The sequence below is a fragment of the Streptomyces cyaneofuscatus genome (assembly GCF_000718135.1).
GTDB lineage: Bacteria > Actinomycetota > Actinomycetes > Streptomycetales > Streptomycetaceae > Streptomyces > Streptomyces cyaneofuscatus.
In genome coordinates this window covers 91752-115172 of record NZ_JOEM01000014.1, presented here as the reverse complement: position 1 = coordinate 115172, position 23421 = coordinate 91752, and the positions used below count along the sequence as shown (strand labels likewise).

Sequence of the window (23421 nt, the reverse complement as noted above, 5' to 3'; positions counted from 1 at the left end):
CGATCGCGCCGGATCCCGTACGGGATCGTGCCGTCCGCCCCACCCGGCACCTGCCCCCGGTGCCAGCCTCTAGGCTTGAAGCGAACCGTGCCCGAGCAGCCCCCGTGAGGTGTCCTGTGTCCCCGCGCCGCAACCGCCCCCGTGGCGGCGAGAGTCCCGACGAGCATCCCGGTACGGCGCTGGGGAGGTACGGCGGGGGAGGGGCCACCGAGAGCTGGCAGGGCGAGGAGTGGTCGGTGCGCCCGGTGAGCGGCGCGAGCGCCCAGGGCAAGCGGTACCGCTGCCCCGGCTGCGACCAGGAGATCCCCTCCGGCGTCCCGCACCTCGTCGCCTGGCCCGAGTTCGGCGGCATCGAGGACCGCAGGCACTGGCACAAGGCCTGCTGGAACGCGAAGGACCGCCGCACCACGCGGGTGCAGCGGTCCCGTAACGCGCCGCGCTACTGAGCGCCGTACGTTCTCTCAGACGTCGCGCCGGTGCAGTGCCAGCTCAGACGTCGCGCCGGTCCAGCGCCAGGTAGGCGCCGCCCAGGGCCACGGCCGCGATGCCCAGCATCAGCAGCAGCGGCTCCCAGCCGGACGGGCCGGACTCGGTGACCGTCGAGCCGTAGAGCGCGCCGAGCTGGTTGGGGATCGAGTACTCGAAGAGGAAGCGCTGCAGTCCGCGCAGGCTGTCGGAGAACATGAACAGCGCGAGGACCAGCGGCAGCAGCACCACGGCGATCATGACCGTGATGGCGCCCGCCGAGTGCCGGATGATCGCGCCGACGGCCAGCGACACCAGGCCGAGGGCCGCGATGTAGAGCCCGACCCCGACGGTGGCGCGCAGCCACACCGAGCCGGAGTCGAGACCTGCGCCCAGGATCGCCGTCTGGAACCCCGCGACGACCGTGGCGGTCACCGTGGTGATGACGAAGGCGAGCAGGAAGAAGACGATCGCCTTCGCCGTCAGCACCCGGGCCCGGCTCGGGCAGGCCGTCAGCGTCGTACGGATCATGCCGGTGCTGTACTCGGAGCCGATGGTCAGCACGCCGAGGGTGATCACACAGATCGAGCCCAGCAGCACCCCGAAGAAGCCGAGGGCCACGACCGGCTCGCCGGCCAGGTCGGTGTCGGCGGCGGCGATAAGCAGCGCGGACATCAGCCCGATCGCCACCATCAGCACGATCATCACGCCCAGGGTCCACAGCGTGGAGCGGACGGAGCGGATCTTCGTCCACTCCGAGGCGATCGCGTCGCCGAGGGTGGCGCGGCGGATCGGGATGGGCGACTCGTAGTAACCCAGCAGGCCGTGCGGCGGCTGCGGCTGAGGCTGCTGCTCGTGGGCGCGCGGGGCGGCCGGCGTCGTCATCGGGGGTCCTCGCTGGTCTTCGTCCCGGCCGCGTCGGCGGGGGAGGGTTCGGGGGCGGCCGGGTGCGGTGCGGCCGCGTGGCCGGGGGTGGCGTACGGGTTCTGCCCGGGCGGCGGCGGGGCGTACCAGCTCTGCTGCGGCGCCTCCGCCGGCTGGGGCTGTCCGTGGCCGGGCGCGCCGGGCGCGGCCCCGTAACCGCCCTGAGCGTCCCCGTAGGGCCCGTAGGCCCCGTACGGCGCCTGCGGGGGCTCCAGGAGCCCGGCCTTGGCGTCGTCCGTCGAGCGGTAGTCCACGACGCCCTGCGTCATCCGCATGTACGCCTCCTCCAGCGAGGCCCGGTGCGGCGACAGCTCCCAGAGCCGTACGTCGGCGCCGTGGGCCAGGTCGCTGATCCTCGGCAGCGGGAGGCCGGTGACGCGCAGGGCGCCGTCCGGCTCGGACATCACGCTGCCGCCCGCCTCGATGAGCGAGGACGTCAGCTTCTCCCGCTCCTGGGGGGCGTTCTCGGGGACCCGGACCCGGGCGAAGTCGGCGGAGTTCGCCGAGATGAAGTCGGTGACGCTCATGTCGGAGAGCAGCCGGCCGCGCCCGATCACGATCAGGTGGTCGGCGGTGAGGGCCATCTCGCTCATGAGGTGGGACGAGACGAAGACCGTGCGGCCCTCGGCCGCCAGCGTCTTCATCAGATTGCGGACCCAGTGGATGCCCTCGGGGTCGAGACCGTTGACCGGCTCGTCGAAGAGCAGCACCTGCGGGTCGCCGAGCAGCGCCGCGGCGATCCCGAGGCGCTGCCCCATCCCGAGGGAGAAGCCGCTGGAGCGGCGCTTGGCGACGTCCCTGAGCCCGACGACGCCCAGCACCTCATCCACCCGCCGGGCCGGGATCCCGGCCAGCTGGGCCAGCGACAGCAGGTGGGCGCGGGCGGTCCGTCCGCCGTGCACCGCCTTGGCGTCCAGCAGCGCGCCCACCTGGCGCGGAGCGTTCGGCAGGCTCCGGTACGGGTGCCCGCCGATCGTCACATGGCCCGCCGTCGGCCGGTCCAGGCCGAGGATCATCCGCATGGTCGTGGATTTGCCCGACCCGTTCGGACCGAGGAAGCCGGTGACGGCCCCCGGCCGCACCTGGAAGGAAAGGTCGTCCACGGCCGTCTTCGCGCCGTAGCGCTTGGTCAGGCCGACTGCCTCGATCATTCTCCAGCCCCATCGACTCACTCTGTCGTTCGGGGCTCGGGCCGCATGGCCGCACACCCCCCGTAAGAGTTAGGAGGATAACCAGGCCTTGACGGTTCCGGCCAAGTTCCGCACAGCCCGCGAGCGGGCCGTCACACGGACCGGCGGCGCTCTCCCCGGCCCGCTACGCGTCCCGGTTCTTCAGGACCAGGTAGCCGCCGAGCACCGCCGCCACCACCCAGGCGACCATGATCCCGAGACCGGCCCACGGCCCGTACGGCGACGGGTCGCTGCCCATCGCCTCCGGGACCACCTGCATGATCTTCGACCCGGCCTGGTCGGGGAAGTACCGGGCGACGTCCTTGGCGTACGGCACCGCGATCAGGATCTGCGAGATCAGGAAGAAGAACGGCACCAGGATGCCCAGCGACAGCATGGAGCTGCGCAGCATCGCCGTGACGCCCATGGAGAAGATCGCGATCAGCCCCATGTAGAGACCGGCGCCGACGACCGCGCGGAGCACGTTGTCCGCGCCGAGGTCGGTGCCCCGGTCGCCCAGCAGGGCCTGGCCGAGGAAGAACGAGACGAAGCTCGTCAACAGGCCGACCACGAGGGCCAGCACCCCGGCCACGGTGATCTTGCTGAAGAGGAGCGTCCCGCGCTGCGGCACGGCCGCCAGCGAGGTGCGGATCATGCCGGAGCTGTACTCCGTACCGACCACGAGCACCCCGAACACGACCATGGCGAGCTGGCCCAGGACCGTACCGGAGAAGCTGACCAGCGTCGGGTCGAAGGTGGCCTGCTCGGCCTCGGAGAGGTCGTCGAACGTCGCGTTCAGCAGGGCGCACAGGGCCGCGCTCATGGCGACCGTGACGGCGAACGCGCAGATGAGCGTCCAGGTGGTGGAGGAGACCGTACGGATCTTGGTCCACTCGGAGTTGAGGACCGCGGGTACCGAAGCCATCGTCGTCAGGCCCCCTTGTTCTCGGTGCCGTCGACGGAGCCGGGCGTGGTGGTGCCCGGTGCGGTGGTGCCGGGTGCGGCGGTCCCGCCCGGCTGCTGCCAGCCCTCGCCCCAGCCCGCCCCCACCGTCGGCGGGGGTTCGGCGCCGCCCGGTCCGGAGTGGGCGTGGTACTCCACGGAGCCGGCGGTCATCTGCATGAACGCCTCCTCCAGGGAGGCCCGCTGGGAGCTCAGCTCATGCAGCACGACCTGGTGACGGGCCGCCAGCTCACCGAGCTCCTCGGTGGTGGCGCCGTCGATCTCCAGGGTGCCGCCGTCCGCCTCGACGGCGGTGAAGCCCTCCTGGTGCAGGACGTCCCGCAGCCGCTCCTGCTGCGGCGAGCGCAGCCGTACGTAACTGCGGGAGTTCTCGTGGATGAAGTCCGCCATCGAGGTGTCGGCGAGCAGCCTGCCCTGGCCGATCACGATCAAATGGTCGGCGGTCAGCGCCATTTCGCTCATCAGGTGGGACGAGACGAAGATGGTCCGGCCCTCGGCGGCGAGCGCCTTCATCAGGTTGCGGATCCAGTGGATCCCCTCGGGGTCCAGGCCGTTGACCGGTTCGTCGAACATCAGGATCTCAGGGTCGCCCAGCAGCGCGGAGGCGATGCCGAGGCGCTGGCCCATGCCGAGGGAGAAGCCCTTGGACTTCTTCTTCGCCACCCCGCTCAGACCGACGGTGTCGAGCACCTCGTCGACCCGGCTGCTCGGGATGCGGTTGCTCTGCGCCAGACAGAGCAGGTTGTTGTACGCGCTGCGGCCGCCGTGCATCGACTTGGCGTCGAGCAACGCTCCGATGTACTTCAGCGGTTCCTGCAGCTCGTGGTAGTGCTTGCCGTCGATGCGCACCGTACCGCTGGTCGGGTTGTCCAGATCGAGCATCATGCGCATGGTGGTCGATTTGCCCGCCCCGTTGGGGCCCAGAAAACCGGTCACCATACCCGGCCTGACCTGGCACGTCAGATGGTCGACGGCAACCTTGCTGCCGAATCGTTTGGTCAGTCCCTCGAGCTCGATCATGCGGACACGCTAGAACGGCCGCGCGCCCGGCGCCACCACAAAGGCGGAACCGGGCGCGCGGAAAGGAGCCGCTCCGGGGTCAGCGGGTCTGCTGGGCCGGAACACCGCGCTGGGCGGGCTCGTCGTCCACCGGGGAGCCGGCGGCGGCCACCGCGGCACCGGTCAGCGTCGCCAGCATCTCGCGGACGTTGGTCAGCTGCGCGTTGATCGAGTCGCGGCGGTTGGTGAGCGCCGCCAGCTCGCGCTCGGACTCGCTGCGGATCCGGTCGGCCTTGGCGTTGGCGTCGGCCACGATGTCCTCGGCCTGGCGCTGCGCGGTCTCCACCGTCTGACGGGCCCGGCGCTCGGCGTCCGTGCGGAGCTTCTCGGCCTCCAGGCGGAGCTGCTCGGCGCGGTGCTCGATCTCGGCGAGACGCTTCTCGGCCTTGGCCTGACGGGACGCGAGGTCGCGCTCCGACTGCTCGCGCCGCTTGGCGAGGTTCGTCTCGAAGTCGGCGGCGGCCTGCGCGGCCTTGGCGCGGGTCTCCTCGAAGAGGGCGTCCGCCTCCTCGCGCTTCTGCTGGGCGTCCTTCTGGGCGTCGGAGCGGAGCGTGTTCGCCTCGCCCTGCGCCTTCTCGACGATGCGGACGCCCTCGTCCTCGGCCTTCGACTTGCGCTCGGCCGCGAAGGACTCCGCGTCGTTGCGCACCTGCTGGGCGGCCGACTCGGCCAGCTCGCGGTGCTGCTCGGCGGCGCGGCGGGCCTCCTCACGCAGGTCCTTGGCCTCCTCCTCGGCGAGGCGGAGGATCTTCTCGACACGTGCACCGAGCCCGGCGTACGACGGCTCGGCGTCGTTCACCTGGGCCTGGGCGTTCTGCGTTTCGAGGTGCAGTTCCTCGATGCGCTTTTCCAGAGACGTGATGCGCGCCAGGGCACTGTCACGGTCGGCGACGAGCTTGGTGATGCGGTCGTCCACCTGACCGCGGTCGTAACCACGTCGCACGAGCTCGAAGCCGAAGGGGGAGGAAGGGTCACTCATGGGGTTCCTGTCGAATGAGACCGGTGAGGTGATAAGGGAATCCTAGGGGCCATAGCGGCGTGTCAGCGTGCAGATACTGGTTTGATCTGGAGAATGACACCCCTTTTGAGTGGCTGACCCCCGGAGTGCTTGCCACTCGAAGGTTTGAATGTCCATGACGAAGCACGCGCCCCCGTACGCCTGCCGCCCCGGACATCCTGCTCTGTTCTCCCCCGTACGTCTGCTGCTCCCCCCGTACGGCTTCCGCCATCCCCCGTACGTTCTCCGCCGCGCCGCCCCCCGTACGACCGCTACCTCTCCGAGGACTTGCCCCCCGAGCGCGTGCCCGCCGCCGCGGGAGCCTTGCCGCCTCCCGACGGGCCGGGCACCGGTTTCGCGCCGCCGCCCGGAGTCTCGAAAGACTCCAACGCCTCCAGCACGTCCTGGACACGGGAGATCTCCGTATTGATGTCCTCGCGCCTGCGCACCAGGACATCCAGCTCGCGTTTGCCCTCGGCGACCGTCTTCTCGGCCTCGGCCGCCGCGTCGGCCCGCAGCTTCTCCGCCTCGCGGATCAGCCCGGCCTTCTTGGTCTCGGCCTCCTTCAGCAGCGACTCGGCCCGCTTCACCGCGGCGATCCGGACCTTGCTCGCCTCCGAATTGGCCTCCGCGATCAGCTCCTTGGCCTTCGCCTCGGCCTCGTCGCGCTGCTCGGTCGCCGCCTTCATCAGGTTGTCGACGCGCTCGCCGGCGGTCTTCATCTGCTCGGACGTCTCGCGGCGGGCCCGCTCGTGGAGCTCCTCGATCTCGCTCTCCAGCCGGGCCCGCAACTCCTCGGCCCGCTCCCGGATCTGGGTCGCGTCACGCCGGGCGCCGACCAGCAGCTCGTCGGCGTCCGCACGGGAGCGCTCCACGAGGGTGTTGCCCTCGACCGTCGCCTCCGAGGTGATCCGCTCGGCCTCCTTCCGGGCCGCGCCGACCATCGTGTCGGCCTGCGTCTCGGCCTCGGTGGCCGTACGCAGCGCCTCCTCGCGGGCCTTGTTGATGAGCTGGTCCGCCTGCTCCGCCGCGTCCGCCCGGCGCTTGGCCGCTGCCTCGCGCGCCTCGTCCAGCACCCGGTCCGCCTCCTGCCGGGCCTGCGAGTTCAGCTCCTCCGCCGCCGACTCCGCCTCGCTGCGCAGCCGTTCGGCCTCCTCGCGGGTGCGGGCGGCGTGCTCCTGCGCGGAGCCGAGGTGCTCGGCCGCCTCCGTACGGAGCCGCTCGGCCTCCTCGGTGGCCTCGGCCAGCATCCGGTCGGCCTGCTCGGCTCCGTCCTTGCGGCGCCGGTTGGCCTCCGTCGTGGCCTCGACGACGAGCTGCTCGGACGCCTGGGCGGCCTCGTTGCGGATGCGCTCGCTCTCGGTCGTCGACTCACCGATGAGCCGGTCCGACTGGGCCGCCGCCTCCGAACGGATCCGGTTGGCGTCCTGCCGCGCCTCGGCCCGGGCCTTCGACGCGTCCTGCTCCGCCGAGGCGAGGGCGTTCGACGCCTCCGTACGCACCCGCTGGCTGTACTCCGAGGTGTCCGCGCGCAGCCGCTCGGACTCGGTGATCGCGTCGGAGACCGTCCGCTCGGCCAGCGCCTTGGCCGCCTCGGTCTCGTCGTGGGCCTCCTGCCGGAGCCGGGCCGCCTCCTCGTTCGCCTCCTGGCGCAGGCGTACGGCGTCCTCGACGGCCCGCTCCCGCTCGGCGTGCGCGTCGGCGCGGACCCGGTCCGCCTCCTCCTGCGCCTCGGTACGGGTGCGCTCCGCGACATGCTCCGCCGTCGAGCGCAGCCCGGCGATCTCCTCCTCGGCCTGCTCCTGGAGGCCGGAGACGGAGTCCCGCACCTGCTGGGCGGTCTGCTCGGCCGCCGAGACCAGCTCGGTCGCCCGGGCGTCCGCCTCCTCGACCAGCCGCTGCGCCTCGGCCTGCGCCTCCTCCACCCGCTTACGGGCGGAGGCCAGCAGCTCCTCGCTCTGCTCGCGGGCCCGCTCGCGCTCCTGGCCCGCTTCCGTACGGGCGGCGCCGAGAATTTCCTCGGCCTCCCGGCGGCGGCGCGTGGCCTCCTCCTGGGCGGCCTCCAGCGCCTCGGCCGCCTCGGCCCCGACCCGCTCGGCGGCGGCCGCGGCCTCGGCCCGCACCCGGTCGGCGGTCTCCTGCGCCTCGGTCTTCAGCCGCTCGGCCTCGGCGGCGGCCTCGCTCCGCAGCCGTACGGCGATGTTCTCGCCCTCGGCACGCGACTGCGAGGCGTCCGCCGCGGCCTCGTCACGGAGCCGCTCGGCCTCCGCCTCGGCCTGCTCGGTCAGCGTACGGACGCGCTCGGCGGCCTCGGCGCGCTGCCGCTCGGCCTCCTCGTTCGTCTCGCGGCGGATCCGCTCCGCCTCCGTACGCGCCTCGCCGAGGGCCTCCTCGGCGGCGGCGAGCCGGGTCTCCGCCTCGGTGTGCAGCCGGTTCAGCTCGTCGGCGGCCTCGGCCTGCCGGGCGGCGACCGCGCGCTCGGTCTCCTCGCGCAGCTCGGCGGCGGCCCGCTCGGCCTCGGCTGTGGTGGCCTCCGCCTGCTCCTCGGCCTCGGCCCGCAGCTTGTCGGCCTCGGCGCGGGTGCGCTCCAGCGTCTCCTCGGCCTGCTTGCGCAGGGTGGCCGCGCGCTCGGCGGCCTCGGCGCGGATGCGCTCGCTCTCGCCGTTCGCCTTGGTGCGCAGCTCGTCCGCATCGGAGCGGGCCTCGGTCAGCAGCTCCTCCGCCTTGCGCGCGCCCTCCTCCAGCTGCTGGACCGCCTCACGGCGGGCCTCGCCCCGGATGCGCTCGCCCTCGGCGACCGCCTCGGAGCGCAGCTGCTCGGCCTCGCCGCGCAGCCGGCGGGCCTCCTCCTGGAGCTCGACCGTCTTGGCCCGGTACTCCTTGGTGTCGTCCTTGGCCGCGCCCTTGAGCTCGTCCGCCTGCTCGGCGGCCTCGCCGCGCAGCCGGTCCGCCTCGGCCTCCGCCTCGCGGCGGATCCGCTCGGCTTCCTCGCTCGCGGCCCTCGTCGTCGACCGCGCGTCCTCGGAGGCCTTGGTGAGGACCTCCTCGGCGGAGCGGGCGGCCTTGGCGAGCTGGGCGGCGGCGTCCTCGGCGGCCACCGTACGGGCCTTCTCGGCCGCCTCGGCGACCACGCGCTCGGCCTCGGCGCGGGCGTCGGCGAGGGCTTGCTCGGCCTCCTCCTTGAGCGTCTCGGCGCTCTTGGTGGCCTCGCCGACCAGCCGGGCGATCTCCGACTTGGCGGTACGGGTGCGCTGCTCGTTCTGCGACTCGGAGGCGGCCAGCTTCTTGGCGGCCGCGTCCTTCGCCTCGGCGAGGACCTTCTCGGCCTCGAGACGGGATTCGCGCAGCCGGGTCTCGGCCTCCTGGAGCCGCTGCTCGGCGGCCCGGTTCAGCTCGGCCGTCTGCTGGCGGGCCTGCGAGGTCTCCGCGGTGGTGCTGGAGCGCAGCTGCTCCGCGTGGCTGGTGGCCTCCTGGGCCTGCGCGGAGGCGGCGCCGAGCATGCGCTCGGCGTCCTTGCGGGCGCGCAGCAGGATCGCTTCGGCTTCGGCCCGGGCGCTCTCGGCCTCCGAGCCGACGCGCTGCCGGGTCTCCTCGGCCACCCGGGCGGCCTCGGCCCGGGCGGCGGCGAGCGCCTGCTCGGCCTCGGCGCGGGACTCGTCCAGCAGGCGGCGGGCCTGCGACTCGGTGCGGGCCCGCAGCTGCTCGGCCCAGGCGACGTTCTCGTTGACGTGCGACTCGACGGTCTGCCGGCGCTCGGCCAGCTCCTGGTCGAGCTGCTGCCTGCGCTGGACGGCCTCGTTGTGCAACTCCGCCTGGAGGCGCGCCTGATGCTCGGCGTGCTCCTGGAGTATGCGCTGCGTCTGGGCCCGGGCCTCGCGCAGCTCGCGCTCGGCGTCGCTGCGCAGCTGCTCGGCCTGGATCTGCGCGTTCCGCAGCATCTGCTCGGCCTGGTAGCCCATGTCCGCGCTGTCGTAGGCGGGACGGGTCGCCAGACTGCGCCGCGCCTCGTGCAGCTTGGCGCGCAAGACCTCGACCTGGTAACCGAGGTCCTCGGCGTGCTGGACGGCCTTCTCCCGGTCGGTCCTCAGCCGGTCCATCTCGGCTTCGAACCGCGAGAGATGGTCGTCTTCAGCTCGGTGGCTCTCCTGGCTTTCGTAGCCCCGCACTGCGCGGTCCCATCCTTCCCCGAGCTCTCAACTTCTTCCCCAAGCTCTCAACTTCGTTCGAGCAGGGGATGCCCCATTGAGCAGGGGGAGACCCCAACCCTGGTCGCAACTCCGCACAGGACCGCTCGCCGACGAGCGGTCCCCCGGGGAATGGTGACAGACAAACGACGAGGACGCGGTACGGCCCCGACCCGGCCCCGGCCCGGAACCGCCCACTCTACCGGGCCGGGTATGTGCCGGGTCAGTGCTCCGGGCTGCTCGTGACCAGTTCGGTGAGGACGCCGTGGCAGTCCTTGGGGTGCAGGAACGTGATCCGGGACCCCATCGAACCCGTCCTGGGCTCGTCGTACAGCACGCGGACGCCCTTCTCGCGGATGTCCGCGGCGTCCCCGTCCACATCCGCCGTACCGAAGGCGATGTGGTGGACGCCCTCCCCGTTTTTCGCCAGCCACTTGCCCACGGCCGAGTCCTCCCGGGTCGGCTCAAGGAGCTGGAGGTACGAAGCCCCGCCGTCCGAGGTCTCGTTGATCTTGAGCATGGCCTCCCGGACGCCCTGCTCCTCGTTGATCTCGCTGTGGAACACCTTGAATCCGTACGTGGCACGGTAGAACTCCACCGTCTTGTCCAGGTCGAAACAGGCGATCCCGATGTGGTCGATACGCGTCAGCATGGATTCAGCATGGCTTCGCACCCCCGCTCCCGCCACGGTTACGCAACGTGCGCGCCGTCACACCGGCTGCCGGATGACGGGCGCGGTACCGCTCAGTACATTCAGGTAAACCCTCGTTCACATCCGATCCCAAGGGGCCGAGCCCATGCCAGCAACGACCGGTACCACCACCTCAGTGATCGTCGCGGGCGCCCGGACGCCCATGGGCCGTCTCCTCGGCTCCCTGAAGAGCTTCTCCGCGGCCGACCTCGGCGGCTTCGCGATCAAGGCGGCGCTGGACCGGGCCGGTATCGGCGGCGACCAGGTCCAGTACGTGATCATGGGCCAGGTGCTCCAGGCCGGCGCGGGCCAGATCCCCGCCCGCCAGGCCGCCGTCAAGGCCGGCATCCCGATGAACGTCCCCGCGCTCACCATCAACAAGGTGTGTCTCTCCGGGCTCGACGCCATCGCACTCGCCGACCAGCTCATCCGCGCCGGTGAGTTCGACGTCGTGGTCGCGGGCGGCCAGGAGTCCATGACCAACGCCCCGCACCTGCTCCCCAAGTCCCGCGAGGGCTACAAGTACGGTGCGATCGAGATGCTCGACTCGATGGCCTACGACGGTCTCACCGACGCGTACGAGAACATCCCCATGGGCGAGTCCACCGAGAAGCACAACAGCCGCCTCGGCCTCGACCGCACCGCCCAGGACGAGATCGGCGCCCTCTCCCACCAGCGGGCCGCCGCCGCCCAGAAGAACGGGATCTTCGAGGCCGAGATCACCCCGGTCGAGATCCCGCAGCGCAAGGGCGAGCCCGTCGTCTTCGCGAAGGACGAGGGCATCCGCCCCGAGACGACCGTCGAGTCCCTCGGCAAGCTGCGCCCCGCCTTCGCCAAGGACGGCACGATCACCGCGGGCACCTCCTCGCAGATCTCCGACGGGGCCGCCGCGGTCGTCGTCATGAGCAAGGCGAAGGCCGAGGAGCTGGGCCTGGAGTGGATCGCCGAGATCGGCGCCCACGGAAACGTCGCGGGCCCGGACAACTCCCTCCAGTCGCAGCCCTCGGGCGCCATCCGGCACGCCCTGAAGAAGGACGGCCTGGCCGTCGAGGACCTCGACCTGATCGAGATCAACGAGGCCTTCGCCGCCGTCGCCGTCCAGTCCATGAAGGACCTCGGCGTCACCCCGGACAAGGTCAACGTCAACGGCGGCGCCATCGCGCTCGGCCACCCGATCGGCATGTCCGGCGCCCGGGTCGTGCTGCACCTGGCCCTGGAGCTGAAGCGGCGCGGCGGCGGCACGGGTGCGGCCGCGCTGTGCGGCGGCGGCGGTCAGGGTGACGCGTTGATCATCCGCGTCCCGGGCAAGTAAGTACCCGTACGGGTTCCAGGGCAAGGCGAACGGAGCGGTGAACGTGGACGTGGACGTCCCCACGCTGGTCGAGCAGGCGCGAGCAGGCAGGCCGCGTGCGGTGGCCCGGCTGATCTCGCTGGTGGAGGGGGCGTCCCCGCAGCTCCGGGAGGTGATGGCCGCGCTGGCCCCGCTGGCCGGCCACGCCTACGTCGTCGGGCTGACCGGCTCGCCCGGCGTCGGCAAGTCCACCTCCACCTCGGCCCTGGTCTCCGCCTACCGCCGGGCGGGCAAGCGGGTCGGCGTCCTGGCCGTCGACCCGTCCTCGCCGTTCTCCGGCGGCGCGCTGCTGGGCGACCGGGTCCGGATGTCGGACCACGCCTCCGACCCCGGCGTCTACATCCGCTCCATGGCCACCCGGGGCCACCTGGGCGGCCTCGCCTGGTCGGCCCCGCAGGCGATCCGGGTGCTGGACGCGGCGGGCTGCGACGTGGTCCTCGTCGAGACGGTCGGCGTCGGCCAGTCCGAGGTGGAGATCGCCTCCCAGGCCGACACCTCCGTCGTCCTGCTCGCCCCCGGCATGGGTGACGGCATCCAGGCGGCCAAGGCCGGAATCCTGGAGATCGGTGACGTCTACGTGGTCAACAAGGCCGACCGCGACGGCGCCGACGCCACCGCCCGCGAGCTGAACCACATGCTCGGCCTGGGGGAGTCCCGCGGCCCCGGCGACTGGCGCCCCCCGATCGTGAAGACGGTCGCGGCCCGGGGCGAGGGCATCGACGAGGTCGTGGAGGCCCTGGAGAAGCACCGCGCCTGGATGGAGGAGCACGGCGTCCTGGCCGAGCGCCGCGCGGCCCGCGCGTCCCACGAGGTCGAGACGATCGCGGTCACCGCGCTCCGCGAGAGGATCGCGGACCTGCGCGGCGACCGCCGCCTGCACGCCCTGGCCGAACGCATCGTTGCGGGGGACCTGGACCCGTACGCGGCGGCGGACGAACTGGTGGCGGGGCTGACGGGGAGCTCCTGAGCCTGCGGTGACGCCGAACGGCCCCGTATCGCGGCTGCGATACGGGGCCGTGGTGCTGAGGAGGTTCCGGGCGGCGGGCGGTCAGTCGTCGTCGCCGTCGCGGTCGTCGCGGTCGTCCGCGCTGTCGTCCCGGTCGTCGCCGTCGTCGTCCCGGTCCACCGTGACCTTGCCGGTCTTCGCGTCGACCCGCAGCTCGTGGCTCTTGCCGTCCTTGCCGGCGATGTCGACGTCCCAGCGCAGGACGTTGCCCTTGCTGCCCTTGCCGTCGTCATCGTCATCGTCGTCCAGGCCGATCGACGTGATGCTGCCCGGCGCGGTCTTCAGTGCCGCGTCCGCCGCCTGCTTCAGGGTGACCGTGGACGAGCGGGGCGCGTGGTCGTCGCGGTCGTCGTTGTCGTCGTCGCGGGTCTTCAGGACCTTGCCGTTGTCGGCGTCCACCGTGACGTCGTGCCACTTCTTGTCGGAGCCTCGGACGTCCAGCTCCCACACCGTACGGCCGTCGTGGTCGTCGTCGTCCCGGTCCAGTTCGGCCTGGGTGACCGTGCCCGGCACGCTCTTCAGCGCGGCGGCGACGGCCTGGTCCAGGGAGATCCCGGAGCCCTTCGCGGCGGCCGGAGCGCGGTCGTCCGACCGGTCGTCGGAAGCGTCGTCCGTACGGTCGTCCCGGTCATCGGCGAGGCTCACGGTGCTCGCGCTCCTGGTGGACGTCCGGTCGCGGTCCCCGTCGCTGTCCGCGAAGGCGACGGTGGCGGCGGCCGTGCCGCCGATGAGAACGGCGGCGGTGACGGCTGCGATGGTGACGTTGCGCTTCATGAGGTTCCTCCCCGAGAGCTGCTGTGCTGGTTGACGGGGTCCACACTGCCGACCTGATGCTGAACGCAGCCTGAAGCCACCTGAAGGCGTCTTCAGGTGGAGTTTGCGAGGCTGTGCGCATGCGCCTGTTGATCGTGGAGGACGAGAAGCGTCTCGCGGTGTCCCTCGCCCGGGGACTCACCGCCGAGGGCTTCGCCGTGGATGTCGTGCACGACGGGCTCGAAGGGCTCCACCGGGCGAGCGAGGGCGGCTACGACCTGGTCATCCTCGACATCATGCTGCCCGGCATGAACGGCTACCGGGTCTGCGGTGCCCTGCGCGCCGCCGGGCACGAGGTGCCGATCCTCATGCTGACCGCCAAGGACGGCGAGTACGACGAGGCCGAGGGGCTCGACACCGGCGCCGACGACTACCTGACCAAGCCCTTCAGCTATGTCGTCCTCGTCGCCCGGGTCCGCGCCCTGCTGCGCCGCCGAGGCGCCGGAACCGCCGCCCCCGTGCTGACCGTCGGCACCCTCCGCATCGACACCGCCGCCCGCCGCGTCCACCGGGGCGAGGACGAATACGCCCTCACCGCCAAGGAGTTCGCGGTCCTCGAGCAACTCGCCCTGCGTGCGGGCCAGGTGATCAGCAAGGCGGAGATCCTGGAGCACGTCTGGGACTTCGCCTACGACGGCGACCCGAACATCGTGGAGGTCTACATCTCCACCCTGCGCCGCAAGTTGGGCGCTGCTTCTATTCGTACGGTGCGGGGCGCCGGTTATCGCCTGGAGGCGGGATGAGGTCGGTCCGGGCCAGGGCCGCCATCGGCGCCACCCTGGTCGTCGCCGTCGCCCTGGTCGCCGCCGGGCTCGCCGTGCTCTCCGTCCTGCGGACCAACCTGATCGACCAGGCGGACCTCCAGGCGGAGGTGGCCGCCCGCGAGGTGGCCGGACAGCTGGCCCTGGACACCGCCTACGCCGATCTGGACCTGGACGACGAGGAGGACCACCCGGTCCAGGTGACCGACGAGGAGGGGCGGGTGGTCTTCGTCTCCAAGGGGCTGCGGGCCATCTCCGGGACCGCCTCGACGGGCGTCAGCCCCGTACCCTCCGCCTCGGCCGGAGCCACCCCCTCGCCCGGGGACGACGACGATGACGGCGACGACGATGACGGGGGCGACAGCGCGCGGCCCGCACGCGGCGAGGTCTCCTCCGACGACCCGGACTTCTCCGACGGCACCGCCACCGTGGACGGCAAGCAGGCCGACTACCGGTTCGCCGCCGTCGAGGCCACCACCCCCGCCGGACTCACCCTGACCGTCCACGCGGGCGCCCCGCTCGCCGCCGAGCAGGAGGCCGTGAACACCGTACGCGGGGCCATGCTGACCGGGCTGCCGCTCCTGCTGGCCGTCGTTGCCGGGGTGACCTGGCTGGTGACCCGGCGCGCACTGCGGCCCGTCGAGGGGATCCGCCGCGAGATGGCCGCGATCACCGCCTCCGAGGACCTGGCCCGCCGCGTCCCGGAGCCCGGCTCACGCGACGAGATCGCCGCGCTGGCCCGGACGACCAACGAGACGCTCACCGCCCTGGAGGCGTCCGTGGAGCGGCAGCGGCGGTTCGTCGCGGACGCCTCGCACGAGCTGCGCTCCCCGATCGCCTCGCTCCGTACCCAGCTGGAGGTGGCCGAGGCCCACCCGGAGCTGCTGGACCTCCCGGGCGCGGTCGCCGACACCGTACGCCTCCAGGTGCTGGCGGCGGATCTGCTGCTGCTGGCCCGGCTGGACGCGGGGGAGAAGCCCGGGGCCGCCCGCCTGGAGGTGGGGGCGCTGGTGCGCGAGGAGGTGTCCCAGCGGACCGGGGACAGGATCGCGGTGACGGTGGAGGTGGAGGCGGCCGAGGACGCTTCGTACGAGGTGAACGGGTCACGCGGGCAGTTGGCCCGGGTCGTCGGCAACCTGCTGGACAACGCCCAGCGGCACGCGGAGAGCCTGGTCGCCGTCCGGGTGGCGGCCGACGGGGCCGGGGTGCGCGTGGAGGTCCGCGACGACGGGGCGGGCGTGCCGGAGGACGAGCGGGAGCGGATCTTCGAGCGGTTCGTCCGGCTGGACGACGCCCGCAGCCGCGACGACGGCGGTGCCGGTCTCGGCCTCGCCATCGCCCGGGACGTGGCCACGCGCCACGGCGGAACGCTCACGGTCCACCGGGCCCCGGAGGGCGGCGCCGCGTTCCGCCTCCAGCTGCCGCGCGCGGCGTGAACGCGGCCCGACCGACGCTTCGGGAGCACCGGTCAGGCCGTACGCGTCACGGCTTCCCGCGCCGCCCCCGCAGGTGCTCCGCGATCGGCGTCAGCGCCGCGTGCAGCTGCGCCAGGGCCTCCGGGGAGAGCAGGTCCATGAAGTGGTTGCGCACCGATTCGACGTGGTGCGGGGCGACCTTGCGCATGGTCTCCGCGCCCAGCTCGGTGAGGACCGCGAACAGCCCACGCCGGTCCGACTCGCAGTGCGTACGGCGGACCAGGCCCGCGCTCTCCATCCGGGTGATCTGGTGCGAGAGCCGGCTCTTGGACTGCAGGGTGGCGGCGGCGAGGTCGCTCATCCGCATCCGCTGTTCCTCGGATTCGGAGAGGTTGACCAGGATCTCGTAGTCGTTCATGGTCAGGCCGAACGGCTGGAGGTCCTTCTCCAGCTGGTGCATCAGCAGCCTGCTGACGTCCAGGTGGGTGCGCCAGGCGCACTGCTCCGTGTCGCTCAGCCAGCGGGTGGCCGTCTCGGTCTCCATATATCGATTCTACCTAAGATGTTGAAAGCCGGACGAAATTAAGGTGTGACGGCAGGCACCCCGGAATCGCCGGAGCGACGGCAGGGCTGTTGGCAAGGACCGACGGCTGGGCGCAGACGTTCGACGTCACACTCCGCAGCCTACCGCTCACAAACCGAAGCGACGCTGGAGGTCCCCCAGCTGGCCGGGCATGCGCGGTGCGGATCCGCCACCCGGAACGCCCGGTTCGCCCGGCACCGCACCCGTCGCCTGTTCGGCCATCAAGGCCTCACTGGACTGGAGCAGCACCGTGCCCGCCCCCACGAACTCGAACTGGTGCTCCTCGCCCGATACCCCGCCGATCCCCGTCAATGACCGGATTCCGCCCATCACGCCCGTCATGTACCCGTGGTCGTAGTGGTGGCACGGCGAGGGGCAGTCGGCCCAGCCCACCAGCGCCTGCGGATCGACCCGCAGCGGCGGCTCCATGAAGACCACCGGCCCGTTCGACGCGGCCACGAACTTCCCCGTACCGATCAGCGTCACGAACCCGGGCACGATCGACTGCTTCAGCGCGAGCGACGGGTCGAACGCCAGCAGATTCCCCGACCGGATCGTCAGGTTGCCCTCTTCCAGGTCGAAGGAGTTCACATCGAAGGCCCGGTCGGCCAGCAGCATCTTCCCGCTGCCCTCGGCCACCACCCAGTCACTCGCGTGCAGCGGCGAGTGGAAGCTGGAGCGCACCAGCCGGTCGAACCGGCCGTGCCCGATGCCGTCGAAGTTGATCTGCCCGTAGTAGGCGATCATCTTCCCCTTCTGCAGGAACCACCGGCTCCCCTTGAGCTCCACGCAGAAGGTGTAGGAGTTGACGTTGTCGTCCGACGGCAGCGTCATCGGATCGAAGACCACAGGCGTGCTCACAGCTTCTCCTCGGATGCCTGGACGTACACCGCGCCGTTCCCGCTCAGCTCCAGCTGGAACGCCTCGCCGGAGCCGCGTCCCACCATGTCCCGCCAGCCGACGGCGGTGGAGAGCTTGTTGCGTACGTCCCCGTGGTGGGCGACGTACGCCTGCGGGTCGACGTGGACGTCCCGGCCGGGGGTGATCGGCAGCTCGATCACCCCGCCGTGCGCCATCACCGCGACCGCGCCGTGCCCCTTGAGGGTGGTGGTGAAGAGGCCCTGGCCGGTCACCTGGCCGCGGACCATGCCCATCACCCCGCCCTGCGAGCCCATGAACATCGTGCCCTGCTGGAGGGACCCGTCGAAGGCGAGGAGGCGGTCGGCCTCCACGTACAGGGTGTCGCCGGCCAGGTTGATCACCTGGATGTGGTGGCCGCCGTGGCCGAACATCACCGTGCCCGAGCCCTCGACCGTCATGAGCGGTGTCGCCTCGCCGGCCACCCGGCGGCCGATCATCGAGGCGAAGCCGCCCTGGCCGCCCTGGATGTTCGGGGTGAAGGAGACCTCGCCCCGGTAGGCCAGCATCGCGCCGCGCTGGCTGAACAGCTTCTCGCCCGGGACCACCGTGGCCTCGATCATCTTGGAGTTGATCTCGCGGAACGGCATCAGACATCGCCCCCGACGGTGTTGCGCTCGCTCGGCTGTACGTAGACCAGGCCGTCGCCCTCGAAGCGGATCTGGAACGCCTCGCCCGAGCCCTCGCCCATCAGCGTCCGGAAGTTCACCCCGGACTGGAGGTGCTGCTGGAGGTGGCCCTGGTGGGCGATGTACGCGCCGGGGTCGACCATCAGCGGATACTGCGGGGTCACCCGCAGCACGACCGCCTGCCCGTCCGACATGATCGCCGCCTGGCCGGTGCCCTCCACCGTGGTGGTGAACAGGCCGTTGCCGCTCGCCCCGCCGCGCAGGCCGGTGAACGTCGTCCCCGTGCGCAGGCCGGAGTCGGTGGCCAGCAGATTGCTCGCCTCCACGTACAGCTTGTCGCCGTGCAGGGAGACCAGGCTGATCTCGCTCGCCCGGTCGGCGAAGTAGCAGGTGCCCTGCCCGGACACCTCCATCACCGTCATCTGTTCGCCGGTCAGCCGGCGGGTCACCATCCCGCGGAGGCCCTCACCGCCGCCGGACAGCTTCTTGAAGCTCATCCGGCCGTCGTACGCGACCATCGAGCCGTTCTTCGCCTTGACCACATCGCCCGTCAGATCGACGGCGAGCGTCTTGCTGCCTTGGAGTCGGAACATCGCCACGCGATGAAGGTAGCCGCCCGCCCCGCGCTCCGGCCAGGTCCTACGGAACCGTTACGCCCCTGATGCTCCCCTGATGCGCACCTGGACCGGCCCTGATGATGCGCGCCCTGACCGGCCCTGATATGCGGCGATACGCGCGCCCGCGGACGCGGAGGCCCCCGGCGCCGGGGGCGGGGCCGCGCGATGCCACAATGGGGGCGGCTTGTGCCCGCGTTCACAAGCCCACACGACCCCCTCCCACCGAAGGTGCCCCTGTGGACATCAAGACCGCTTCCGCCCTGCACCGGCTGCGCCTCATCTCACTCCCCGAGGCGCTCTCCTTCCCCGCTCTGCTCATCTTCGGCTCGCTGCTCATGCGGGTCTCGGACATCGACTTCCTCATGCCGCCCCTCGGCATGATCCACGGCGTCCTCTTCACGATCTACGTCGTGTTCCTGCTGGACGTGTGGGTCAAGGCCAAGTGGCCCCTCAAGCGCGTCGCACTGTTCTTCCTCCTCGCCGTCATCCCCTTCGGCGGCCTCTACGGCGACAAGCTCCTGAAGCAGTACGAGGCCGACGGCGTCATCGCCGCCCGCGCCCGCCGCGAGGGCACGGTCAGCGCATGATCGTCGCCTTCTCGGTCTCCCCGCTCGGTGTCGGTGAGGACGTCGGCGAGTACGTCGCCGACGCCGTCCGGGTCGTCCGCGAGTCGGGGCTGCCCAACCGGACCGACGCCATGTTCACCTCGATCGAGGGCGAGTGGGACGAGGTCATGGAGGTCGTCAAGCGTGCCGTGGCCGCCGTCGAAGCCCGCGCCGGACGCGTCTCCCTGGTACTGAAGGCCGACATCCGGCCCGGTGTCACCGACGGCCTGACCTCGAAGGTCGAGACGGTGGAGCGGTATCTCGCCCCCTGACGCCCCGTCGGCCCTCCGCCGCCCCGCGTTCACCCGATAAGCCCCCGGCGCCACACGGCCGGGGGCTTTTCCGGTCCCGGATCAAAAACCCCTCACTCGGACCTGCCAAGTCGACACGCCGTTGCCCGTCCCCTTCTGTGGGGATATCAACCCGTTCGACAGTGGGAGGCACGGTGCGGTCGGAGGGCTACGACTACGACACCTACAGCCGGCTCGCGGGTCCGCTCACCGAGCCGGACCCCGAGGGATACCGAGTCCGGTACCGATCCCTGCTCTCGAGCGAGAAGCACCGAATAAGGGCCGCCCTGCTGATGACGCTGGCCCCGGTGCTCACCGCCACCCTGATGCTCTACCTGGTCTGGCCCTCGCACTGGACCGACCGGGAGAACGGGGAGCGGTGGCTCGTCGTCGCCGACACCGCGATGCTGGTCTCGATCGGCCTGATCGGGCTCTTCATGCTGGTCAACGTGGTCTCCATCGCGCACGCCACGATGGTCGCCCGGGACCCCGTACCCGTGACGCCCGAGCCGGGCACCCGGGTCGCCTTCCTCACCACGTACGTCCCCGGCAAGGAACCGCTCTCCATGGTGCGCGCCACCCTGAAGGGCGCGGTGCGGCTCACGCACCCCGGGCCGCTGGACATCTGGCTCCTCGACGAGGGCGACGACCCGGCCGCCCGGATGCTCTGCGCGGAGCTGGGCGTGCACCACTTCACCCGGCGCGGGGTGCCCGAGTGGAACCGTAAGAAGGGCGCCCACAAGGCGAAGACGAAGCACGGCAACTACAACGCGTGGATCGCCCTGCACGGCGACGCCTACGACTTCTTCGCCTCCGTCGACACCGACCATGTGCCGATGCCCAACTTCCTGGAGCGGATGCTGGGCTACTTCCGGGACCCGGACGTCGCCTTCGTCGTCGGACCGCAGGTCTACGGGAACTACGACTCGGCCGTCACCAAGGCCGCCGAATCGCAGCAGTTCCTCTTCCACGCGCTGATCCAGCGCGCGGGCAACCGCTACGGCGCCCCGATGTTCGTCGGCACCAACAACGTCGTCCGCGTCGCCGCCGTACGGCAGGTCGGCGGCCTCTACGACTCGATCACCGAGGACATGGCGACCGGCTTCGAGATCCACCGCCGCCGCAACCCCCTCACCGGCCGCTTCTGGCGCTCCGTCTACACACCCGACGTGCTGGCCGTCGGCGAGGGGCCCGCCTCCTGGACGGACTTCTTCACCCAGCAGCTGCGCTGGTCGCGGGGGACGTACGAGACGCTGTTCAAGCAGTACGGGAAGGCGCTGTTCCGGGTGCCGCCCGGCCGGCTCCTCAGCTACACGCTGATGCTCGTCTACTACCCGATGACGGCCGTCAACTGGCTGCTCGGCGTGTTCAGCTGTGTCCTCTTCCTCTGGTTCGGGGCGTCCGGCACCCAGGTCGCCGCCTCCATCTGGCTGATGCTCTACAGCGACGCGGCGGCCCTCCAGATCGGGCTGTACCTCTGGAACCGGCGCCACAACGTCTCCCCGCACGAGCCCGAGGGCTCCGGCGGCCTCGCCGGGATGGCCATGTCCGCGCTCTCCGCGCCGATCTACCTCAAGTCGCTCGGCTCGGCGGTGCTGCGCACGGAGGGCCGGTTCGTCGTCACGCCCAAGGGCGGCCAGGTCTCCCCGGACCGGCTGCTCACCTTCCGTATCCATCTCGCCTGGGCCGCTGTCCTGGTCTCCTCGCTCGCCGCCTCCGTCTACCTGGACCACACCCATGTCGCGATGCGGACCTGGGCGACGCTGGGCCTCGCGATAGCCCTGTCCCCGGTCGCGGTCTGGGCCTGGACCCAGTGGCAGGACCGGCGTACGCGGGAACGCACCGCCGTACCCGCCCCCGCGCCCACCCCCGTACAGCCGCTTCCCGCGAAGGCGTTCGTCCCCACGACGACGACCACCAGCGCCCCGGCGACCAGCAGCGCGAGTGCCGGTACCACCGCCACCACCACCGCAGGAGGGAACTGACCCATGGCCTACCGGCCTTCGAAGAAGATGCGGAAGACGCTCCTGGGCGGCGGCGCCGTGGTCGTGCTCGCGGGCCTCAACGCGCCGGCGGCGCTCTCCTTCGCGGAGGACCAGTACCACGCGTACAAGATCGCCCAGCCGAAGTACAAGGCGGAGTACGGCTCCTGGGAGCGGGTCGACATCCCGAAGGAGTACCGCACCAACGCCATCCACGCGGCGCTCCTGCACACCGGGAAGGTGCTGATCGTCGCGGGCTCCGGCAACGACGAGAAGAACTTCGACGCGGGCACCTTCGACACCGTGCTGTGGGACCCGGCCGAGAACGTCTTCCAGAAGATCCCCACCCCCGAGGACTTCTTCTGCGGCGGCCACGCCCAGCTCCCGGACGGGCGGCTGCTGATCGCCGGCGGCACCGCCCGCTACGAGGTGCTGGACGACAAGGTGAAGCGGGCCGGCGGCGGGATGCGGGTCAAGAACGAGAACCCGGACAAGCCGCTGAAGCTGAAGAAGGGCACGGTGTTCCGTTCCCCCTCGGGTGTCGAGTACGTCGCCAAGTTCGACGTCACCGTGCCCAAGGCGAAGCGCGAGTTCGAGGTCACGTACTTCGAGAGCGGCCAGATGAAGCCGTGGAAGACGAAGGTGACGGCGGCCGAGCAGCGGGTCTTCGTGGAGGCGGTGAACGACGGCGTCGAGGCGGTGGCGGCCGAGGCGGCCCAGTACGAGATCGTCGGGCTGAAGGGCAAGGAGGCCGACAACTCCTACGGGCTCGCCGAGAAGATCACCATGGACAAGCAGGACTTCCAGGGGATCAGGGCCGCCTACGAGTTCGACCCGACGGCGGAGAAGTACATCAAGGTCGACCCGATGAAGGAGGCCCGCTGGTACCCGACGCTCGTCGGCCTGGAGGACGGCCGGGTGCTCGCCGTCTCGGGCCTCGACGACGTGGGCGCGATCCTGCCGGGCGACAACGAGATCTACGACCCGAAGACCAAGAAGTGGGCCAAGGGCCCCTTCCACTACTTCCCGACCTACCCGGCGCTCTTCCTGACCAAGGGCGGCAAGCTCTTCTACCCGGGCGCCAACGCCGGTTACGGACCGGCCGACAAGGGCCGCGACCCCGGGATCTGGGACATCAGGAAGAACACCTTCACCAAGGTGCCCGGGCTGACCGACACCGACGAGCTGGAGACGGCGGCCTCACTGCTGCTGCCGCCCGTCCAGGACCAGAAGGTGATGGTGCTCGGCGGCGGCGGGGTCGGCGAGTCCAAGAAGTCCACCGCCCGCACGGCCGTCATCGACCTCAAGCAGGCCAGCCCGGCCTTCAAGCCGGGCCCCGATCTGCCGCAGGGCACGCGCTACCTGAACAGCGTGATCATGCCGGACGACACCGTCTTCACCAGCGGCGGCTCGGAGGACTACCGGGGCCGCGGCAACAGCAACATCCTCAAGGCGCAGTCCTACGACCCGAAGACCAACACCTTCAAGGAGGCGGCCGAGCCGACGGTCGGCCGCAACTACCACTCCGAGGCGCTGCTGCTGCCCGACGGCCGGGTCGCCACCTTCGGCTCCGACTCGCTCTACGGCGACAAGGACAACACCAAGCTCGGCAAGTTCGAGCAGCGCATGGAGGTCTACACCCCGCCCGCCCTGCACCGGGGCAAGGACAAGCGGCCGGTGGTCGGGGACGGCCCCGAGGCGGTCGAACGCGGGAAGACGGTCACGTACAAGAGCGCCGACGCGGACCGGATCGCGACGGCCCGGCTGATGCGGCCGAGCGCGGTCACGCACACCACGGATGTGGAGCAGCGCTCCATCGAACTGGGCCTGAAGAAGGGCAAGGGCGAGGTGAGCGTGAGCGTGCCGGACGACCCCACCCTGGTGCCGCCCGGCTGGTACATGCTCTTCGTCACCGACACCGACGGCGTCCCGTCCGAGGCGAAGTGGGTGAAGGCGGGCTGAACGAGGAGGCATAGCGGGGGGCACCCGCGCGCGTCAG

Annotated in this window: 21 protein-coding genes; 9 read left to right on the top strand and 12 right to left on the bottom strand. The window is 71.3% G+C overall.

The features are described 5' to 3' along the window. The first annotated feature begins 116 nt into the window (after positions 1 to 116). On the top strand, positions 117 to 446 hold the full coding sequence (locus tag IF17_RS0123335; RefSeq protein WP_030569090.1) for a hypothetical protein: 330 nt from the start codon (positions 117 to 119) through the stop codon (positions 444 to 446). Between the two features lie 43 nt (positions 447 to 489). Here IF17_RS0123335 and IF17_RS0123330 read toward each other — a convergent pair whose 3' ends face one another. The 7 genes from IF17_RS0123330 to mce all read right to left on the bottom strand — a co-directional run bounded on the left by IF17_RS0123330 (position 490) and on the right by mce (position 10413). After that, positions 490 to 1350: an ABC transporter permease gene (locus IF17_RS0123330; RefSeq protein ID WP_030569086.1), complete on the bottom strand. Its 861-nt coding sequence runs from the start codon at positions 1348 to 1350 to the stop codon at positions 490 to 492. Then, positions 1347 to 2540 carry an ABC transporter ATP-binding protein gene (locus tag IF17_RS0123325; RefSeq protein WP_030569083.1) on the bottom strand — a complete coding sequence of 398 codons (1194 nt, stop codon included), beginning with the start codon at positions 2538 to 2540 and terminating at the stop codon, positions 1347 to 1349. Before IF17_RS0123325 ends, IF17_RS0123330 begins: the two co-directional genes overlap by 4 nt. Positions 2541 to 2703: 163 nt before the next feature. Continuing rightward, the gene (locus IF17_RS0123320; protein ID WP_030569080.1) at positions 2704 to 3483 is read right to left on the bottom strand and encodes an ABC transporter permease; all 780 of its coding nucleotides are present in this window, start codon (positions 3481 to 3483) and stop codon (positions 2704 to 2706) included. A gap of 5 nt (positions 3484 to 3488) precedes the next feature. After that, positions 3489 to 4541 carry an ATP-binding cassette domain-containing protein gene (locus IF17_RS0123315; RefSeq protein WP_030569077.1) on the bottom strand — a complete coding sequence of 351 codons (1053 nt, stop codon included), beginning with the start codon at positions 4539 to 4541 and terminating at the stop codon, positions 3489 to 3491. Between the two features lie 79 nt (positions 4542 to 4620). Beyond that, positions 4621 to 5559 carry a coiled-coil domain-containing protein gene (locus tag IF17_RS0123310; protein WP_018509889.1) on the bottom strand — a complete coding sequence of 313 codons (939 nt, stop codon included), beginning with the start codon at positions 5557 to 5559 and terminating at the stop codon, positions 4621 to 4623. A gap of 290 nt (positions 5560 to 5849) precedes the next feature. Further along, the gene (gene scy / locus IF17_RS0123305) at positions 5850 to 9743 is read right to left on the bottom strand and encodes a polarized growth protein Scy (protein WP_030569074.1); all 3894 of its coding nucleotides are present in this window, start codon (positions 9741 to 9743) and stop codon (positions 5850 to 5852) included. 241 nt (positions 9744 to 9984) lie between these two features. After that, positions 9985 to 10413 (bottom strand): methylmalonyl-CoA epimerase, encoded by a 429-nt coding sequence (gene mce / locus IF17_RS0123300; RefSeq protein WP_030569070.1) that lies wholly within the window; start codon positions 10411 to 10413, stop codon positions 9985 to 9987. A 145-nt stretch (positions 10414 to 10558) separates the two neighbouring features. On the opposite strand from mce, the gene IF17_RS0123295 reads away from it, so the two are divergent. Both IF17_RS0123295 and meaB read left to right on the top strand, forming a co-directional pair. Next, on the top strand, positions 10559 to 11764 hold the full coding sequence (locus IF17_RS0123295; protein WP_076967976.1) for an acetyl-CoA C-acetyltransferase: 1206 nt from the start codon (positions 10559 to 10561) through the stop codon (positions 11762 to 11764). A 37-nt stretch (positions 11765 to 11801) separates the two neighbouring features. After that, positions 11802 to 12770, top strand: coding sequence for a methylmalonyl Co-A mutase-associated GTPase MeaB (gene meaB / locus IF17_RS0123290; protein WP_179115554.1), 969 nt, complete (start codon positions 11802 to 11804; stop codon positions 12768 to 12770). 81 nt (positions 12771 to 12851) lie between these two features. Here meaB and IF17_RS0123285 read toward each other — a convergent pair whose 3' ends face one another. Continuing rightward, on the bottom strand, positions 12852 to 13583 hold the full coding sequence (locus IF17_RS0123285; RefSeq protein ID WP_030569062.1) for a PepSY domain-containing protein: 732 nt from the start codon (positions 13581 to 13583) through the stop codon (positions 12852 to 12854). A gap of 119 nt (positions 13584 to 13702) precedes the next feature. Here IF17_RS0123285 and IF17_RS0123280 point away from each other — a divergent pair, with 119 nt between their 5' ends. Continuing rightward, complete coding sequence (locus tag IF17_RS0123280) at positions 13703 to 14365, top strand: response regulator transcription factor (RefSeq protein ID WP_030569059.1); 663 nt, start codon at positions 13703 to 13705, stop codon at positions 14363 to 14365. Beyond that, positions 14362 to 15819, top strand: a complete 1458-nt coding sequence (locus IF17_RS0123275; protein WP_030569056.1) for a sensor histidine kinase — start codon at positions 14362 to 14364, stop codon at positions 15817 to 15819. The genes IF17_RS0123280 and IF17_RS0123275 overlap by 4 nt, the downstream gene beginning before the upstream one ends. A gap of 46 nt (positions 15820 to 15865) precedes the next feature. Here the strand turns inward: IF17_RS0123275 and IF17_RS0123270 are convergent, their stop codons facing one another. From IF17_RS0123270 to IF17_RS0123255, 4 genes are all read right to left on the bottom strand, one after another. Beyond that, the gene (locus IF17_RS0123270) at positions 15866 to 16342 is read right to left on the bottom strand and encodes a MarR family winged helix-turn-helix transcriptional regulator (RefSeq protein ID WP_030569053.1); all 477 of its coding nucleotides are present in this window, start codon (positions 16340 to 16342) and stop codon (positions 15866 to 15868) included. 147 nt (positions 16343 to 16489) lie between these two features. Next, complete coding sequence (locus IF17_RS0123265; RefSeq protein WP_030569050.1) at positions 16490 to 17242, bottom strand: AIM24 family protein; 753 nt, start codon at positions 17240 to 17242, stop codon at positions 16490 to 16492. Next, entirely contained in the window at positions 17239 to 17889 is a 651-nt protein-coding gene (locus tag IF17_RS0123260) for an AIM24 family protein (RefSeq protein ID WP_030569047.1), read from the bottom strand. Before IF17_RS0123260 ends, IF17_RS0123265 begins: the two co-directional genes overlap by 4 nt. Further along, positions 17889 to 18521 carry an AIM24 family protein gene (locus IF17_RS0123255; protein WP_030569044.1) on the bottom strand — a complete coding sequence of 211 codons (633 nt, stop codon included), beginning with the start codon at positions 18519 to 18521 and terminating at the stop codon, positions 17889 to 17891. The genes IF17_RS0123260 and IF17_RS0123255 overlap by 1 nt, the downstream gene beginning before the upstream one ends. A gap of 260 nt (positions 18522 to 18781) precedes the next feature. On the opposite strand from IF17_RS0123255, the gene IF17_RS0123250 reads away from it, so the two are divergent. The 4 genes from IF17_RS0123250 (at position 18782) to glxA (ending at position 23384) form a co-directional block, all read left to right on the top strand. Continuing rightward, positions 18782 to 19132, top strand: coding sequence for a DUF3817 domain-containing protein (locus IF17_RS0123250; RefSeq protein WP_030569041.1), 351 nt, complete (start codon positions 18782 to 18784; stop codon positions 19130 to 19132). Beyond that, the gene (locus IF17_RS0123245; protein ID WP_030569039.1) at positions 19129 to 19422 is read left to right on the top strand and encodes an MTH1187 family thiamine-binding protein; all 294 of its coding nucleotides are present in this window, start codon (positions 19129 to 19131) and stop codon (positions 19420 to 19422) included. Before IF17_RS0123250 ends, IF17_RS0123245 begins: the two co-directional genes overlap by 4 nt. Before the next feature lie 173 nt (positions 19423 to 19595). Next, positions 19596 to 21425, top strand: coding sequence for a glycosyltransferase family 2 protein (locus tag IF17_RS0123240; RefSeq protein WP_030569037.1), 1830 nt, complete (start codon positions 19596 to 19598; stop codon positions 21423 to 21425). Between the two features lie 3 nt (positions 21426 to 21428). Beyond that, complete coding sequence (gene glxA, locus IF17_RS0123235) at positions 21429 to 23384, top strand: radical copper oxidase GlxA (protein WP_030569034.1); 1956 nt, start codon at positions 21429 to 21431, stop codon at positions 23382 to 23384. The last annotated feature ends 37 nt before the right edge of the window (positions 23385 to 23421 follow it).